The organism is Cupriavidus sp. WS (genome assembly GCF_000395345.1).
Lineage (GTDB): Bacteria > Pseudomonadota > Gammaproteobacteria > Burkholderiales > Burkholderiaceae > Cupriavidus > Cupriavidus basilensis_B.
This window is the reverse complement of sequence record NZ_AQPL01000050.1, coordinates 1-15,635: the sequence shown is the minus strand read 5'-3', so window position 1 is coordinate 15,635 and position 15,635 is coordinate 1. Positions and strand designations below refer to the sequence as shown.

Sequence of the window (15,635 nt, the reverse complement as noted above, 5' to 3'; positions counted from 1 at the left end):
CGCTCAGTCGTCCAGGCGCCGGCGGAAGACCCAGCGCGCGTCGTCCGATGCGTCCTGGTCGAAGGCATAGCCGTCCTCGGCGAAACGCTTGAGGCTGGCCGGATCCGTGATGCGATGCGTCACCGCGTAGCGCGTCATGGTGCCGCGCGCGCGCTTGGCGTGGAACGAGATGATCTTGTAGCGGCCGCCCTTCCAGTCCTCGAACACCGGCGTGACGATGCGCGCGCCGAGCACCTTGGGGCGCACCACCTTGAAGTATTCCTCGGAGGCGAGGTTCACCAGCACCGGCGCGCCCTCGGCCTTGAGCGCCTTGAAGTCATCCTGCAGCAGCCGCGTGACGTCGTCGCCCCAGAACGTGTAGAGGTCCTTGCCCGCGGCGGTGTCCAGGCGCGTGCCCATCTCCAGGCGGTAGGGCTGCATCCAGTCGAGCGGGCGCAGCACGCCGTACAGGCCCGAGAGAATGCGCACGTGCTTCTGCGCGAAGGCGAGGTCGTCGTCCGACAGCGACGGCGCGTTCAGCCCCTCGTACACGTCGCCGTTGAAGGCCAGCACGGCCTGCTTGCTGTTGGCCGCGGTGAACTCGGGCGACCAGTCGCCGTAGCGCGTGGCGTTGAGCACGGCGAGCTTGTCGGAGATGTCCATCAGCGCGCCGATGTCCTGCGGGGCGAGCTTGCGCAGGCGCGCGATCAGCGTCGCCGAGCGCTCGATGAAACGCGGCAGCGTATGGGTCTTCAGGCGTGCCGGCGTCTCGTAGTCGAGCGACTTGGCGGGGGACAGGACGATGAGCATGGCAAAATCGCGGCAAACACAAAGACCCGATTGTAACGAATGCCATCTCACTCCACCGAAGCCCCCGCCGGCGCCGCGCCGCGCGTGGTGCTCGACTCCAATATCTGGGTCGACCTGCTGGTCTTCGCCGACCCCCACGTCGAGCCCATCCGCGCCGCGCTGCACGGCGGCGCCATCGCCGCGGTGATCCGCCCCGACTGCCGCGAAGAGCTGCGCCGGGTGCTGGCCTATCCGCAATTCGCCCGCTTCGAAGTGGACATCCCGGCCGCGCTGGCCACCGTGGACCGCCTCACCACGGCCCTGGAGATCCCGGCCGAGGCCGACACGCTGGCCGCGCGCCTGCCGCGCTGCCGCGACACCGACGACCAGAAGTTCATCGAGCTGGCCCACTTCGCCCAGGCCGCCTGCCTGGTGTCCAAGGACAAGGCCGTGCTCAAGCTCAAGGGCCGCCTGCGCCGCCAGAGCGGCGTGGACATCCTGCTGCCGCAGGCCTTCCCGGCCTGGCTGGCGGCGCGCGCCGGCGCCGCGCAGGCAACGGCCGATCCCCGCTAGAATGCGGCATTGCCTCTCGCCTTGTTCGCTTCTCCGATCCCCGACCGCCGCTCCTGCCCGACGCCGCCGCCCATGTCCAGCCAGCCTTCCGTCCAGCCCGCCTCGTCTTCCCTGCCGATCACGCCGCCGCCGTCGCGCCTGCCCAAGGTCGGCACCACCATCTTCACCGTGATGTCGGCGCTGGCCGCCGAGCGCAACGCCGTCAACCTCGGCCAGGGCTTCCCGGACTTCGACTGCGACCCGAAGATCGTCGACGCCGTGACCCACGCCATGCGCGCCGGCCTCAACCAGTACCCGCCGATGGCGGGCGTGCCCGCGCTGCGCCAGGCCATCGCCGACAAGGTCGGCAAGCTGTACGGCCATGCCTATGACTGGAACAGCGAGATCACCGTCACCGCCGGCGCCACCCAGGGCATCCTCACCAGCATCCTGTGCGCGGTCCACCCGGGCGACGAGGTGATCGTGCTGGAGCCGTGCTACGACAGCTACATCCCCGCCATCGAGCTGGCCGGCGGCAAGGTGGTGTCGGTGGCGCTCGACGCGCCGCATTTCCGCGTGCCGTTCGACCGCATCGCCGCGGCCATCACGCCGCGCACGCGCATGCTGATGGTCAACACGCCGCACAACCCCACCGGCACCATCTGGCGCGCCGGCGACATGGAGCGCCTGGCCGGGCTGCTGGCCGGCACCGACATCCTGCTGCTGTCCGACGAGGTCTACGAGCACATGGTGTTCGACGGCCAGCGCCACGAATCCGTGTCGCGCCACCCCGAGCTGGCGCGCCGCAGCTTCGTGGTGTCGAGCTTCGGCAAGACCTACCACGTAACCGGCTGGAAGGTCGGCTACGTCGCCGCGCCGGCGGCGCTCTCGGCCGAATTCCGCAAGGTGCACCAGTTCAACGTGTTCACGGTAAACACGCCGGTGCAGCACGGGCTGGCCAGCTACATGGCCGACCCCGCGCCCTACCTCGGCCTGTCCGACTTCTACCAGGCCAAGCGCGACTACTTCCGCGCCGGGCTGACCGGCACGCGCTTCAAGCTGCTGCCGTCCGACGGCACCTACTTCCAGTGCGTGGATTACTCGGCCATCTCGGACATGAGCGAGGCCGATTTCTCGATGTGGCTCACCAAGGAGATCGGCGTGGCGGCGATCCCGGTGTCGGCGTTCTACTCGCAGCCTCGCGAATCCGGCGTGGTGCGCTTCTGCTTCGCCAAGAAAGAGGAAACGCTGGCGCTGGCGCTGGAGCGGCTGAAGACGCTGTAGGCGCGGTCGGCGCGCCTACCGCCCCCGGCAACGGCGCGCCCGCCGGCCGCGCTACTTCCGGCGGCTGAGCATCAGCTCCGTATTCGCCTTGCGGTCCGCGTTGACCCGCTGCACCGAGGGCCGCTCCGACATGCGCCGGAGATAGTCCTTGACCGGCAGCCCGGCCAGCATGTCCTCGCCGTAGACGATCTTCGTGCAGGCGGAAACCAGCGGCAGGTGCACCACGGCCGCGCAGTCGGCCAGCGTGAAGGTGTCGCCGGCGAGATAGGGCGAGAACTTCGCCAGCTTGCCGAACGCCGGGATATAGCGCTCGAGCAGCCTGCGCTGGCGCTCCTTGGTGCCGTCGCTCACCTTGCCGCCGAAGAAGGCCGCCGGATACAGCTCGCGCGCGGTGAGCTCGAGGTACAACTCCAGGAACGTCACCAGTTCGCGCACCTTGCCGGCCTGGAACGGGTCCGCCGGCAGCAGCGGCGCCTGCGGGTAGGTGGACTCGATGTAGGCGTCCAGCACTTCGGACTCGCACAGCGGGCCGCGATCGGTGATCATGTAGGGCACCTTGCCCAGCGGCGAGGCTTCGGGATCGGTCTCGCCGAGCCAGGCCAGCTCTTCCTCGAACGGCAGGTTCTTTTCCAGCAGGGCCAGCTTGACCTTGTTGTAGTAGTTGCTGGCGGAAAATCCGCAGAGCTTCAGCATGTCGTCTCTCTCCTTGTTGTGCGGGTCGCGCGGGGGACGCGGCGCGGGGCCGCGAAAAAATTGCCCGGCGAATTGCCCAACGCAAGGGCCGGGCCGCATTGTGTGGCATGGCAGACTCTGGCGGCTGCCTGTGGCCGATCAGCGCACGCCGCTTGCACCGCGCCACTGTCGCGGATGATGCAAAAAACGTACGCTCGTGCTAATTTAACCACAACTTTCTGGACGCACTATGAGCACTTTCACCATCGACACCCTCGGCATCGTGGGCACCGGCGCCATGGGCCGGGGCATCGCGCAGATCGCCGCGCAGGCCGGCCTCACCGTCAGCCTGTACGACACCAATCCGCAAGCCGTGGCGGCCGCCCGGCAATACCTGCAGGACATGCTGGCCAAGCTGGCCGACAAGGGCAAGATCAGCGCGGCCGACGCCGACGCCGCCCTCGCCCGCGTCAAGCCCTGCAGCGCGCTGGAAGACCTGGCCGGCTGCGACATGGTGCTCGAGGCCATCGTCGAGAAGCTCGAGGTCAAGCGCGACCTGATCGCGAAGCTCGAAGCCATCCTGCGTCCGGAGGCGGTGATCGCCTCCAACACCTCGTCGCTGTCGATCACCGCGATCGCCGTGGGCGCGAAGCACCCGGGCCGCGTCGCCGGCTACCACTTCTTCAACCCGGTGCCGCTGATGAAGGTGGTCGAGGTGATCGACGGCCTGTCCGGCGACCCGGCCGTGGGCGACGCGCTGATGGCGCTGTCGCGCCGCATGGGCCATACCCCGGTGCGCTGCAAGGACATGCCCGGCTTCATCGTCAACCATGCCGGGCGCGGCATGAACATCGAAGGCCTCAAGGTGGCCCAGGAAGGCGTGGCCGAATTCGCCGACATCGACGCCATCATGCGCGAGCAGGCCGGCTTCCGCATGGGCCCGTTCGAGCTGATGGACCTGACCGGGCTGGACGTGTCGCACCCGGTGATGGAGTCGATCTACAACCAGTTCTACCAGGAACCGCGCTACCGCCCCTCGCCGATCACCGCGATCCGCGCGGTGGGCGGCTTGATCGGCCGCAAGGCCGGCGCCGGCTTCTACCGCTACGTGGACGGCCAGAAGCAGGTGCCCGCCGCCGTGCCGGCGCCGTCCGCGCGCCCGGCCAGCGTCTGGGTCAGCCACGCCGACGAGCGCGGCCACGCGATGGTGGTCAAGCTGATCGGCGCGCTGGGCATGACCGCCGAAGCCGGCAACCAGCCGTCGGCCGACGCGCTGATCGTGGTCACGCCGCTGGGCCTGGACGCCACCGCCTGCGCGCTGCACGAAGGCCTGGACCCGAGCCGCGTGGTCGCCATCGACACGCTGATGCCGTTCGAGGCCACCAAGCGCCGCACGCTGATGACCACGCCGGCCACCACCGCCGCCGCGCGCGAGGCCGCGCACGGCCTGTTCGGCGCCGACGGCGTGCCGGTCACGGTGATCCGCGACTCGGCCGGCTTCGTGGCCCAGCGCATCGTCTGCTCCATCGTCAACATCGCCAGCGACATCGCGCAGCAGCGCATCGCCACGCCGGTCGACATCGACCTCGCCGTCAACCTGGGCCTCGGTTATCCCAAGGGCCCGCTGGCGCTGGGCGACGCGATCGGCCCCGACCTGGTACTGACCGTGCTGCGCAACCTGGAGCGCCTGACCGGCGACATGCGCTACCGCCCCAGCCCGTGGCTGTGGCGCCGCGCCGGCCTCGGCCTGTCGCTGCTGGCCGAAGAGCAGTAATCCGCGCGACCGCAAGCCCCCCGGCCTGCGGTCGTTTCGCATCCGCCCCCGGCCGGCGCGGACTCCGCCTCCGCGCCGCCTCGTTTCCCGCCCCGCCGCCATGACCGCTCAGCTGCTTTCCGAACGCGTCGACACCACGCTGGTGCTGACCATCTCGAACCCCGAGGCGCGCAACGCGCTGCACCCGGACATCTACGCGGCGTCGCAGGAAGCGCTGGAACAGGCCGCGCGCGACGACGAAGTGCGCGCGGTGGTCATCACCGGCGCCGACGGCACGTTCTGCGCCGGCGGCAACCTCAACCGCCTGCTCGCCAACCGCGCCAGGCCGCAGTCGGTGCAGGCCGAAAGCATCGAGGTCCTCAACCACTGGATCGAAACGCTGCACGCGTTTCCCAAGCCCATCATCGCCGCGGTGGAAGGCCCGGCCGCGGGCGCCGGCTTCTCGCTGGTGCTGGCCTGCGATTTCGTGGTGGCCGCCAGCGACGCCAAGTTCGTCATGGCCTACGTCAAGGTCGGCCTGACCCCGGACGGCGGCGGCTCCTACGAGCTGGCGCGCGCGCTGCCGCGCCAGCTTGCCTCCGAGCTGATGATGGAAGGCAAGCCCGCCGACGCCGCGCGCCTGGCCCACTTCGGCCTGGTCAACCGCGTGGTGCCGCACGGGCAGGCGCTCACCGAGGCGCTGCGGCTGGCCGAAGCGCTGGCCGAGCAGTCGCCCCACGCGGTGGGCCGCATCAAGGCGCTGATCAACCACGCCGGCACCGCCAGCCTCACCCAGCACCTGGCCGAGGAGCGCGACAACTTCGTGGCCGCGCTGCACCACAAGGACGGCGGCGAAGGCATCGGCGCCTTCCTGGAAAAACGCAAGCCGCGCTACCGCTAGGCGCGCGGCCGGCCGGACATGCCCGCGCAGACGGGCGGGCCACGCCAGCACACGGAACACCCGGAACAGACCAAGAACGGAGACAGCATGAGCGAAAACGTTTCGAACTTCGAAGGCACGCGGCCGGTGGCCGAGCAGCAGCGCTTCGACCTCGCCGCCCTGGAAGCCTGGATGGGCCAGCACGTGGCCGGCTTCGCCGGCCCGCTGGCCATCGAGCAGTTCAAGGGCGGCCAGTCCAACCCCACTTTCAAGCTGATCACACCGGGCCGGACCTACGTGATGCGCGCCAAGCCCGGCCCGAAATCGAAGCTGCTGCCCTCGGCGCACGCCATCGAGCGCGAATACCGCGTGATGGCCGCGCTGGCCGGCACCGACGTGCCGGTGGCGAAGATGTACGCCATGTGCGAGGACGAGGCGGTGATCGGGCGCGCCTTCTACATCATGGAATTCGTCGCCGGCCGCGTGCTGTGGGACCAGTCGCTGCCCGGCATGAGCACGGCCGAGCGCGCCGCCATCTACGACGAGATGAACCGCGTCATCTCCGCGCTGCACACGGTCGACTACCAGGCCATCGGGCTGGGCGACTACGGCAAGCCGGGCAACTACTTCTCGCGCCAGATCGAGCGCTGGACCAAGCAGTACAAGCTGTCCGAGACCGAGAGCATTCCCGCGATGGATTCGCTGATGGCCTGGCTGCCCGGGCACATCCCGCACGAGGACGCCGACCTGACCTCGATCGTGCACGGCGACTACCGCCTCGACAACCTCATGTTCCACCCCACCGAGCCGCGCGTGCTGGCCGTGCTGGACTGGGAGCTGTCCACGCTGGGCCATCCGATGGCCGACTTCGGCTACCACTGCATGAGCTGGCACATCGCGCCCGGCCAGTTCCGCGGCATCGCCGGGCTGGACTACCGGAGCCTGGGCATCCCCGACGAAGCTGCCTACCGCCGCACCTACGAGCAGCGCACCGGCCGCCCCATCACCGGCGACTGGAACTTCTACCTCGCCTTCAGCATGTTCCGCATCGCCGGCATCCTGCAGGGCATCATGAAGCGCGTGGTGGACGGCACCGCCTCGTCGGCGCAGGCCCTGGACGCCGGCAAGCGCGCGCGGCCGATGGCGGAAATGGGCTGGGAATACGCCAGGAAGGCCAGGCAATAGGTCCACGCCCGGCCGCGCCGGCCCGCGGCGCGGCAAGCCCCGCTTCCCTGCCGGGAACGGGGCTTTTTTTGGGGCCATGTTGTCGTATCACACGATGTGTATTTGATGACACTGCCCGATCGCGGAATGCGCAGAACAAGCCACAGTCACGGCATGTCGGCGAAAACCCGCCCCTAGACCAGCCGGAAACTTCAAGCTATCATCCAACACATACGACAACATACAACGAAGCCATACCGGAGACAGCAGCAATGCCGACCACCCGCCGTACCTTCCTCAGCCAGCTTTCCGCCCTGGGCGCCACCGCCGCCGCGGGCGGCCTGGGCACCGCAGGCACCCTTCTGTCGTCCGCCGCGCAGGCCGCCGACTGGCCCACCCGCCCCATCCGCCTGGTCGTGCCCTACCCGGCCGGCGGCTCGTCCGACATCATCGCGCGTCTGATCAGCAAGCAGCTCGGCGAGGCGCTCGGCCAGCCCATCGTGGTGGACAACCGCCCCGGCGCCAACGGCAACATCGGCGCCGCGATGGTGGCGCAGGCCGGCACCGACAACCACACGCTGCTGCTGTGCGACGTCGGCGCGCTGGCGATCAGCCCGTCGGTCTACACCAAGCTCACCTTCGATCCGGGCAAGGACCTCAAGGGCGTGTCGATGCTGGCCTACTCGCCGCACCTGCTGGTGGTGCATCCGTCGGTGCAGGCCAATAACCTCAAGGAACTGGTGGAGCTGTCCAAGCGCACCCAGCTCAATTTCGCCGTCACCGCCATCGGCAGCGCGCCGCACCTGGCCGGCGTGGCGGTGGCGCAGGCCACCGGCGCCAAGTGGCAGTACGTGCCCTACAAGGGCGGCTCGCAGGCCGTGGCCGACACCGTGGGCGGCGTGGCGCAGGTGCTGATGAACGGCATGCTGGCGACGCTGCCGCAGGTGCAGGCCGGCAAGCTCAAGGTGCTGGCGGTGTCCAAGAAGACCCGCATGCCGCTGGTCGGCCAGGTGCCGACCATCGCCGAACAGGGCGTGCCCGGCTTCGAGTCCGGCACGTGGCAGGGCGTGATGGCCCCGGCCGCCATGCCCGACGCGCTGGTGGCGCGCATCAGCGCCGAGCTGATCCGCATCATCCGCACGCCGGAAGTGCGCGCGCAGCTGGCCGGCCAGGGCGCTGAGGTCGTGACCATGACGCCGCCCGAGACCAACAAGTTCTTCGTCGCCGAGCGCGCGCGCTGGGCCGCGGTGGTCAAGCAGGCCGACGTGCGGCTCGACTGAAGCCGCGCCCCGGCGCGGGGCCCGGCCACGCTACGCCGTGGGGATGGTCCCGCCGTCGATCACGTATTCCGTGCCGCTGATCGCCGCCGCGCGCGGCGAAGCCAGGAAGGCGATCAGGTCCGCCACCTCGGCCGGCTTGCACGGACGCCCGAGCGGAATGCCGCCGAGCGCATCCATGATGATCCGCTTGCCGCCCTCGTAGTCGGTGCCCGCCTGCCGCGCGAGCCGCTCGGCCAGCGCCACGGCGGCCTCGGTCTCGACCCAGCCGGGCGCGACGCGCACCACGCGCACGCCCTTCGGCGTCACCTCCTTCGACAGGCTTTTGCTGTAGGTCGACAGCGCGGCCTTCGCCGCGGCGTAGGCCGTGGTGGATGCCGGCAGCGGCAGCCGGTCCTGGATCGAGGTGACGTGGATGATGACGCCCGCGCCCTGCGCCAGCATGCCGGGCAGCAAGGCCCGGTCCAGCCGCACCGCCGGGAACAGGTTCAGATACAGCTCGCGGTGCCACGCGGCGTCGTCGAGCGCGGCGAAACCACCCGCCGGCGCCGACGAGCCGCCCAGCACGTGGACGACGATGTCCACGCCGCCCAGGCGCTCGCCGACCGCCGCCGCCACCGCGGCGCAACCATCCTCCGTGGTCAGGTCGGCATCGACGAACAGCGCCTGCGGCAAGGCATCGGGGCGCGTGCGCGCCGTCGTCACGACGCGCGCGCCCGACTCGCGAAAGCGCGCCACCACGGCCGCGCCGACGCCCCTGGTGCCGGCGGTCACGAGGACGCGCCGCCCCTTCAGCTCGAGGTCCATGCCCATCAGCCGATCTCCAGCGATGCGATGCGGCCGGCGCGCAGCCCGAACACGTGCGCGAGCCGGACCGGGCTGCCGGGAAAATCGCCGGCAACCTCGGCCATCACGCTCACGCCGTCCCCCTGCCGCGATGCTTCCAGCGGCGCGACGCGGTACGCATACCTGCGCCGCGCGTCGCGCAGCCAGGCCCGGATGGCCTCTGGTCCCTCGTGGGTGCGGCCTTCGTCGCGCACGGCGGCATCGTGCGCCAGGCAATGCGCCAGCAGCGCGTCGTCGGCGCCGTTGCTGACCGCGAAAAAGGTGGCGATGGCGTCAGGCAGTGGCAAGCTCATGGTTTTCGGTACCCGGGATTGCGGCAGGAATTTGCGATACCGGGATTCTCGGCATAAGCTGCCCGCCCATCAAGAACGCACGAAAAAGTAAGCTACCCACCCATGAGAAAGGTCTATACGCCCGCGACGGCCGCCATCGGCGTGGAAGAGATGCTGCGGCTGATCGACGGGCGCTGGAAGCTGGTCATCCTGTTCCACCTGTTCGACGGCAAGGTGCGGCGCTTCTCGGACCTGGAGCGGCTGATCCCCGCCGTCTCGCAGAAGATGCTGGCCCAGCAGTTGCGCCAGCTCGAAGCCGACGGCATCGTGGCGCGGCAGGTCTATGCGCAGGTCCCGCCCAAGGTGGAGTACCGCCTGACCGCGTGGGGGCAGGCGCTGTGCCCGGCGCTCGATGCGCTGCTGCTGTGGTCGGAGCAGAGAGCGCTGCCCGCGGGGAAGGAACGCGGGGACTGACCGGCGCGCCCGGCCGCGCGGCGGCTGGCGATGGCGTGAAACGAAAAAGGCCGGCTCGCGCGAGCCGGCCTCGAATTGCTGACAGACCTCCGATCACCGACGGTTGGCTCCCCTCTCCCATGAAATGGGAGAGGGGAGAAAACAAACGGCAGGCCGGCCTCGCTCAATCCCCCAGCGCCACCCCTTCGCGCCGCGGATCGGCGCCGCCCGCCCACGCCCACTTGCCGTCCGGGCGCTGGCGCCGCACGATGGCCTGCGTGCCGCTGGTCATCTCGATCTGCGCCACCTGGTGCCCGCGCGCGGCCAGGCCCTGCGCCAGCGCCGGGCTGACGAGTCCCGCTTCCAGCTCGGTCGGGCCGTTGCGGCTGCCGAAGTTGGGCAGGTTGATGGCCGCCTGCACGTCCATGTTCCAGTCCAGCAGGCCCACCAGCGTCTTGGACACGTACTCGATGATCTGCGAGCCGCCGGGCGAGCCCACCGTGGCGGCCAGCTTGCCGGTCTCGCGGTCGAACACCAGCGTCGGCGCCATCGACGAGCGCGGGCGCTTGCCGGCCTGCACGCGGTTGGCGACCGGCTTGCCGTTCTCGCTCGGCACGAACGAGAAATCGGTGAGCTGGTTGTTCAGCACGAAGCCGCGCACCATCAGGTGCGAACCGAAATAGCTCTCCACCGTGGTGGTCATCGAGATCGCGCCGCCGGCGTTGTCCACCGCCACGATCTGCGAGGTCGACACGCGCGGCGGCGAGCGGTCCGGCGCGAACGCGACCCGCGTGCCAGGCGGCACGCCGGGCTCGGCCTTGCCCGTGCTCCGGTCGCCGATCAGCGCGGCGCGCTGGGCCAGGTAGTCGCGGTCGATCAGCCCGGCCACGTTGACCGGCACGAAGTCCGAGTCCGCCACGTAGAGCCCACGGTCGGCGTAGGCCTGGCGCCCCACTTCCGACACCGCGTGCACGGCGTCCACGGTAGGCTCGAAGCCGGCCGGCGAAGCCACCTGCCGCGGCGTCATCGCCGCCAGCGCGTATTTCGGGTCGCGCGCCTCCAGCGCCTGCAGCGTGCCGAGCATCTGCGCGATGGCGATGCCGCCCGACGACGGCGGCGGCATGCCGCAGATCTTCCAGCGCTTGTAGTCGCTGCACACCGGCACGCGCTCCTTGGCGCGGTAGTCGCGCAGGTCCGCCAGCGAGAGCGAGCCCGGGTTGGCGCTGCCGTTGACCTGCCTGACGATGTCGGCGGCGACCGGGCCGGCGTACAGCGCATTGGGCCCGCGCCGCGCGATCTCGCGCAGGGTGCGCGCCAGCGCCGGGTTCTTCAGCATGGTGCCGGCCGGCTTGGCCTTGCCGTCGGGCCCGAGGAAATAGGCGGCCAGCTCGGGCGAATCCGGCAGGAACTTGTCGGCGGCGATCTGCGTGTAGAGGCGCGGCGAGATCGGGAAACCCTTCTCGGCCAGCTCGATGGCGGGCTGGAACAGCTTCGCCCAGGCCAGCCTGCCGTGCTGGCGGTGCGCCAGCTCGAGCGCGCGCAGCACCCCGGGCGTGCCCACCGAGCGGCCGCCGATCTGGCCTTCGCTGAAGCTCATGGGCTTGCCGTCGGGGCGCAGGAACAGGTTTTCGCCGGCGCCAGCGGGCGCGGTCTCGCGGCCGTCGTAGGCCTGCACGCGCTTGCCGTCCCAGTACATGATGAAGGCGCCGCCGCCGATGCCGGTGGCCTGCGGCTCGACCAGCGTCAGCACGGCCTGCATGGCGATCGCCGCGTCGATGGCGGAGCCGCCGTCGCGCAGGATCTTGCGGCCCGCCTCGGTGGCCAGCGGATTGGCCGCCGCCGCCATGTGCCGGTCCGCGAACGTGGTGGTCATGCCCTGCCGGTAGCCCGATGCCACTTCCGGCGCGGGCGGCAGCGCGGCAACCGCGGACGCGGCCGATGCGGCGGGAGCGGCGCCGGCGGCCGGCGGCGCGCCGGTCTGGGTCGAGCAGGCGCCTAGCAGCGCGAGCGCCGCGGCGGCCGCGAGCGGGCCACGCCAGAGCGCCGGGGAATATGCCTGGATTGCCATGCCGAACTCCTCCTGGGGGGAAACCTGCATTGTAGGGCGCCCGCCCGCGCGCGGCACCCGCCGCCGGCTGCGGGACAGACCGGATGGACCGCGCGCGCCGATCGTGGTCCGGCCCACGGCGCGGCAGGCTGCCCGCTTTTTTTTGCGCCGCCTTAACCCCGCCCGCCGGGCTGCTTCGTTTCACCCGCAGTGCCCCGGCGCCGGCACCGCCGGCGCGGCCCTTTCCGGAGAAATCGACATGCACAAGCGCCCGGCAGTCCTGGCCGTTGCCCTCGCAATGGCCGCATGCGGCGGACCGTCCCCGAACCAGCAGGCGAACCCCGCCGCCGACAGCGGCACGGCCCACCCGCTGCCTGCCCCTGTCATCCTGCCCAGCGAGCCCTTCGCCACCGCGCCGGCAATGGCGTTTCCGGCGCCGGCCGCCCCCGCCGCGAAGGCCGGCCGGGCCGAGGCGCAGGCCAAAGCGCAGGCCGACGCACGCGCGCCGCTCCACCTCGGCCCGCGCGGGACGCACGCCGCGATCGCCGCGCGCCAGCCGCAGCCCGACTGGCGCGCCGGGCCCGCGCGCGAGCGCTACGGCGCCATCGAGGAAAACGGCGTGCAGCAGGTCGCGCAGGCGCCGGTCTCCACCTTCGGCATCGACGTCGACACCGGCAGCTACAGCAATGTGCGCCGCCTGCTCAACGCGGGCCGCCTGCCGCCGGCCGACGCGGTGCGCGTGGAAGAAATGGTCAACTACTTCCCCTACGACTACGCGCCGCCGCGCGACGGCCGGCCCTTCGCCGTGCACGCCGAAGCCGCGCCCGCGCCGTGGCAGGCCGGCAACGTGCTGCTGCGCATCGGCATCAAGGCCGCCGACACGGCACGCGCGAGCCTGCCGCCGGCCAACCTGGTGTTCCTGGTCGACGTGTCCGGCTCGATGTATTCGGCCGACAAGCTGCCGCTGCTCAAGTCCTCGCTCAAGCTGCTGACCGGCGCGCTGCGCCCGCAGGACCGCATCACGCTGGTCACTTACGCCAGCGGCACGCGCGTGGCGCTGCCGCCCACGCCGGGCAGCGACAAGACGGCCATCGCCGCCGCCATCGACGCGCTGGTGGCGGGCGGCGCCACCGCCGGCGCGAGCGGCATCGCGCTGGCCTACCAGGCCGCGCAGCAGAGCTTCATCGCCGGCGGCATCAACCGCGTGCTGCTGGCCACCGACGGCGACTTCAACGTGGGCGTCACCGACTTCCGCGAGCTCAAGGCGATGGTCGCGGAAAAGCGCAGGTCGGGCGTGTCGCTGTCCACGCTGGGCTTCGGCACCGGCAACTACAACGACCAGTTGATGGAGCAACTGGCCGACGCCGGCGACGGCGCGTACTCGTACATCGACAACCTGATGGAAGGCCGCAAGGTGCTGGTGGAGGAAATGAGCTCCACGCTCGCCACGGTGGCGCGCGACGTCAAGATCCAGGTCGAGTTCAACCCCGCCACGGTCAGCGAGTACCGCCTGATCGGCTACGAGAACCGCGCCCTGAAACGCGAGGACTTCAACAACGACCAGGTGGACGCCGGCGACATCGGCGCGGGGCACACCGTGACCGCGCTCTACGAGCTGACGCTGGCCGGCAGGCCCGGCCTGATCGATCCGCTGCGCTACCAGCGCGCGCCGGCCGCAAGCGGCAACGCCGGCGAACTGGCCCACGTCAAGCTGCGCTACAAGCGCCCGCAGGCGCAGGCCAGCGAACTGCTGGAACTGGCGGTGCCGGCCGGCGCGGTGCGGCCGCTGGCGCAGGCCGGCGATGCCTTCCGCTTCGCCGCCGCGGTGGCCGGCTTCGGCCAGTTGCTGCGCGGCGGCAGCCATGCCGGCGCCTGGCGCTATGCCGATGCGCGCGCGCTCGCGCTCGGCGCGCGCGGCGACGACCGCTTCGGCTACCGCGGCGAGTTCCTCCAGCTCGTGGACCTGGCGCAGGCCCTGTCGACGCATGCGCCGCTGGCGCAGGGCGACGGCCCCGCGCCGCGGCCCTGAAGCACGCGCGGTGGCGCCGCGCGCGGCCCGCGACGATGCGCGGCGCTGTCATATACTGCCGCGCATGAATGCCTCCGCGCCCGACCGCATGCCCGCCAGCGCGCATGCCCCGCCAGCCCAGCCCGCCGCCGGCCTGTCCGCGCTGGCCGACACCGACCTCATGCTGCTGGTCGCCAACGGCCTGATCGAGCAGCCGGTGGCCGAGCTGTTCCGCCGCCACAACGCGGCGCTGTACAACTACGTGGCGTGGCTGTGCCAGGGCAACACGGGCGAGGCCGAGGACGTGACCCAGAAGACCTGGGTCAAGCTGATGACCCGCTGCGGCGACTACCAGCCCAGCGCGGCGCTGCGCACCTTCCTGTTCCAGATCGCGCGCAACACCTGGCTCGACACGCTGCGCGGCGCCTACGAGCGCCAGCGCGACACGCTCGGCGAAGACCACCTCGCGCTGCCCGCCGGCGACCTCAGCCCCGAGGCCGAGGCCGCGCTGCGGCAGAACCTGCAGGGCGTGCGGCAGGCGCTGATGGCGCTGCCGGCGGCGCAGCGCGAAGTGATCGTGCTGCGCTTCTTCAGCGAGATGAGCGTGGAGGAAATCGCGCAGACGCTGGGCGAGAAGTTCGAGACCGTCAGGAGCCGGCTGCGCTACGCCTTCGCGCGGCTGCGCGAGAGCCTGGCGGCGGTGGCGCCGCAGGAGCGCCAGCCATGAGCGCGGACGAACGCTTCATCGCCGGCGAGGACCGGCTCGCGGCGCTGCTGCGCGCGCTGCCGCCGTTCGCGCCGCCGCCCTCGCTGGAAGCCGCGGTCATGGCCGCGGCGCGCGCCGCGCAGGCCGCGCGGCAGACGCGCGCAGCCACGAACGCGAACACGAACGCAGCCGCTGGCGCAGCCAGCGCCGATGCCGACGCCGGCGCCACGTTCACCCCGTCCGCCGGCCTGCGGGCCGCCGTGATGGCGGAAGCCGCGCGCCTGCAAGCCGCGCAGGCCGGCCGCCGCGCGGCCGTGCTGGAAGAAGTGCGGCGCGGCGACAGCCCGCAGCGCGTGCTGGGCGCGCCGGTCGGCGCGGCGGCGCAGGCGTGGCTGCGCGAACAGGCCGAGGCCCGGCAGCAGGCGGCACAGCAGGACACCACGCCCGCCGCCGGCCGGCCCGCCGCGCCGCGCCGCGCGCGCCGCTGGTGGCCCGCGCTGGGCGTGCTGGCGGGCACGCTCGGCGTGGCCGCGCTGTCGCTGCAGATCGTGCTCCGGCAGATGGACGTGCGCGACGGCGCGCTGCTGCTGCCGGACACGCCCCACGCCACGCGCCAGGCAAGCGAGCCGCAGGCCACGCCCGCCAGCCCGGCCGCGCCAGCGCCGGCACAAACGCAGGCACAGACGCCGGAGCCCGCGCCGGCGACGAACGTCGCGGCCCCGCCGCCCGCCACCGCGCCGGCCGCGCCGCCCCATCCGGCGCCCGCGCAAGAGCCTGCCGCGGCGGCCAGGGCCCGTCCCGCGCAGGAAGCGCCAGCCACGCCGGCGCCGGATGGCGACGCGCGCAAGTCCGCATCACCCGCCACATCGCCTGCCACATCGCCCGCCGCAGCCGCCGCGCCGGCCGTCCCGGAAACGCGCGCGGATCGCGCCGGACCCGCCGCCGGCCCGGCC

Annotated in this window: 15 protein-coding genes; 10 read left to right on the top strand and 5 right to left on the bottom strand. The window is 71.5% G+C overall.

Annotated elements, in window-relative coordinates:
- Window positions 1–3 precede the first annotated feature (3 nt).
- Complete coding sequence (gene yaaA, locus K206_RS0105385) at window positions 4–789, bottom strand: peroxide stress protein YaaA (RefSeq protein ID WP_020201389.1); 786 nt, start codon at window positions 787–789, stop codon at window positions 4–6.
- A 39-nt stretch (window positions 790–828) separates the two neighbouring features.
- On the opposite strand from yaaA, the gene K206_RS0105380 reads away from it, so the two are divergent.
- Both K206_RS0105380 and K206_RS0105375 read left to right on the top strand, forming a co-directional pair.
- A complete protein-coding gene (locus tag K206_RS0105380) occupies window positions 829–1,341 on the top strand; it encodes a putative toxin-antitoxin system toxin component, PIN family (RefSeq protein ID WP_020201388.1) in 513 nt (170 codons plus the stop codon).
- A 72-nt stretch (window positions 1,342–1,413) separates the two neighbouring features.
- A complete protein-coding gene (locus K206_RS0105375) occupies window positions 1,414–2,604 on the top strand; it encodes a pyridoxal phosphate-dependent aminotransferase (protein ID WP_029043264.1) in 1,191 nt (396 codons plus the stop codon).
- Between the two features lie 51 nt (window positions 2,605–2,655).
- Here the strand turns inward: K206_RS0105375 and K206_RS0105370 are convergent, their stop codons facing one another.
- Window positions 2,656–3,297, bottom strand: a complete 642-nt coding sequence (locus tag K206_RS0105370) for a glutathione S-transferase (RefSeq protein WP_020201385.1) — start codon at window positions 3,295–3,297, stop codon at window positions 2,656–2,658.
- A gap of 229 nt (window positions 3,298–3,526) precedes the next feature.
- On the opposite strand from K206_RS0105370, the gene K206_RS0105365 reads away from it, so the two are divergent.
- The 4 genes from K206_RS0105365 (at window position 3,527) to K206_RS0105350 (ending at window position 8,353) form a co-directional block, all read left to right on the top strand.
- The gene (locus tag K206_RS0105365) at window positions 3,527–5,050 is read left to right on the top strand and encodes a 3-hydroxyacyl-CoA dehydrogenase (RefSeq protein ID WP_020201384.1); all 1,524 of its coding nucleotides are present in this window, start codon (window positions 3,527–3,529) and stop codon (window positions 5,048–5,050) included.
- Window positions 5,051–5,150: 100 nt separating this feature from the next.
- Window positions 5,151–5,930: an oxepin-CoA hydrolase, alternative type gene (locus K206_RS0105360; protein WP_020201383.1), complete on the top strand. Its 780-nt coding sequence runs from the start codon at window positions 5,151–5,153 to the stop codon at window positions 5,928–5,930.
- Window positions 5,931–6,017: 87 nt separating this feature from the next.
- Window positions 6,018–7,094, top strand: a complete 1,077-nt coding sequence (locus K206_RS0105355; protein ID WP_020201382.1) for a phosphotransferase — start codon at window positions 6,018–6,020, stop codon at window positions 7,092–7,094.
- Window positions 7,095–7,345: 251 nt separating this feature from the next.
- Window positions 7,346–8,353: a tripartite tricarboxylate transporter substrate binding protein gene (locus K206_RS0105350; protein ID WP_020201381.1), complete on the top strand. Its 1,008-nt coding sequence runs from the start codon at window positions 7,346–7,348 to the stop codon at window positions 8,351–8,353.
- 30 nt (window positions 8,354–8,383) lie between these two features.
- Here K206_RS0105350 and K206_RS0105345 read toward each other — a convergent pair whose 3' ends face one another.
- Together K206_RS0105345 and K206_RS0105340 are read right to left on the bottom strand one after the other, a co-directional pair.
- A complete protein-coding gene (locus K206_RS0105345) occupies window positions 8,384–9,163 on the bottom strand; it encodes an SDR family oxidoreductase (protein WP_020201380.1) in 780 nt (259 codons plus the stop codon).
- Complete coding sequence (locus K206_RS0105340; protein WP_020201379.1) at window positions 9,163–9,489, bottom strand: nuclear transport factor 2 family protein; 327 nt, start codon at window positions 9,487–9,489, stop codon at window positions 9,163–9,165. The genes K206_RS0105345 and K206_RS0105340 overlap by 1 nt, the downstream gene beginning before the upstream one ends.
- Window positions 9,490–9,591: 102 nt before the next feature.
- On the opposite strand from K206_RS0105340, the gene K206_RS0105335 reads away from it, so the two are divergent.
- Window positions 9,592–9,942 (top strand): helix-turn-helix domain-containing protein, encoded by a 351-nt coding sequence (locus K206_RS0105335; protein ID WP_020201378.1) that lies wholly within the window; start codon window positions 9,592–9,594, stop codon window positions 9,940–9,942.
- A gap of 163 nt (window positions 9,943–10,105) precedes the next feature.
- Here the strand turns inward: K206_RS0105335 and K206_RS0105330 are convergent, their stop codons facing one another.
- A complete protein-coding gene (locus K206_RS0105330; protein WP_020201377.1) occupies window positions 10,106–11,989 on the bottom strand; it encodes a gamma-glutamyltransferase family protein in 1,884 nt (627 codons plus the stop codon).
- A gap of 238 nt (window positions 11,990–12,227) precedes the next feature.
- Between K206_RS0105330 and K206_RS37545 the strand changes: the two genes are divergently transcribed.
- From K206_RS37545 to K206_RS0105315, 3 genes are all read left to right on the top strand, one after another.
- Window positions 12,228–13,997 carry a von Willebrand factor type A domain-containing protein gene (locus K206_RS37545; protein ID WP_020423687.1) on the top strand — a complete coding sequence of 590 codons (1,770 nt, stop codon included), beginning with the start codon at window positions 12,228–12,230 and terminating at the stop codon, window positions 13,995–13,997.
- 64 nt (window positions 13,998–14,061) lie between these two features.
- The gene (locus K206_RS0105320) at window positions 14,062–14,703 is read left to right on the top strand and encodes an RNA polymerase sigma factor (RefSeq protein ID WP_155887960.1); all 642 of its coding nucleotides are present in this window, start codon (window positions 14,062–14,064) and stop codon (window positions 14,701–14,703) included.
- Window positions 14,700–15,635, top strand: a 936-nt coding sequence (locus K206_RS0105315) for a hypothetical protein (RefSeq protein WP_020201374.1), incomplete at its 3' end; no start/stop codon positions are given. The genes K206_RS0105320 and K206_RS0105315, both read left to right, overlap by 4 nt.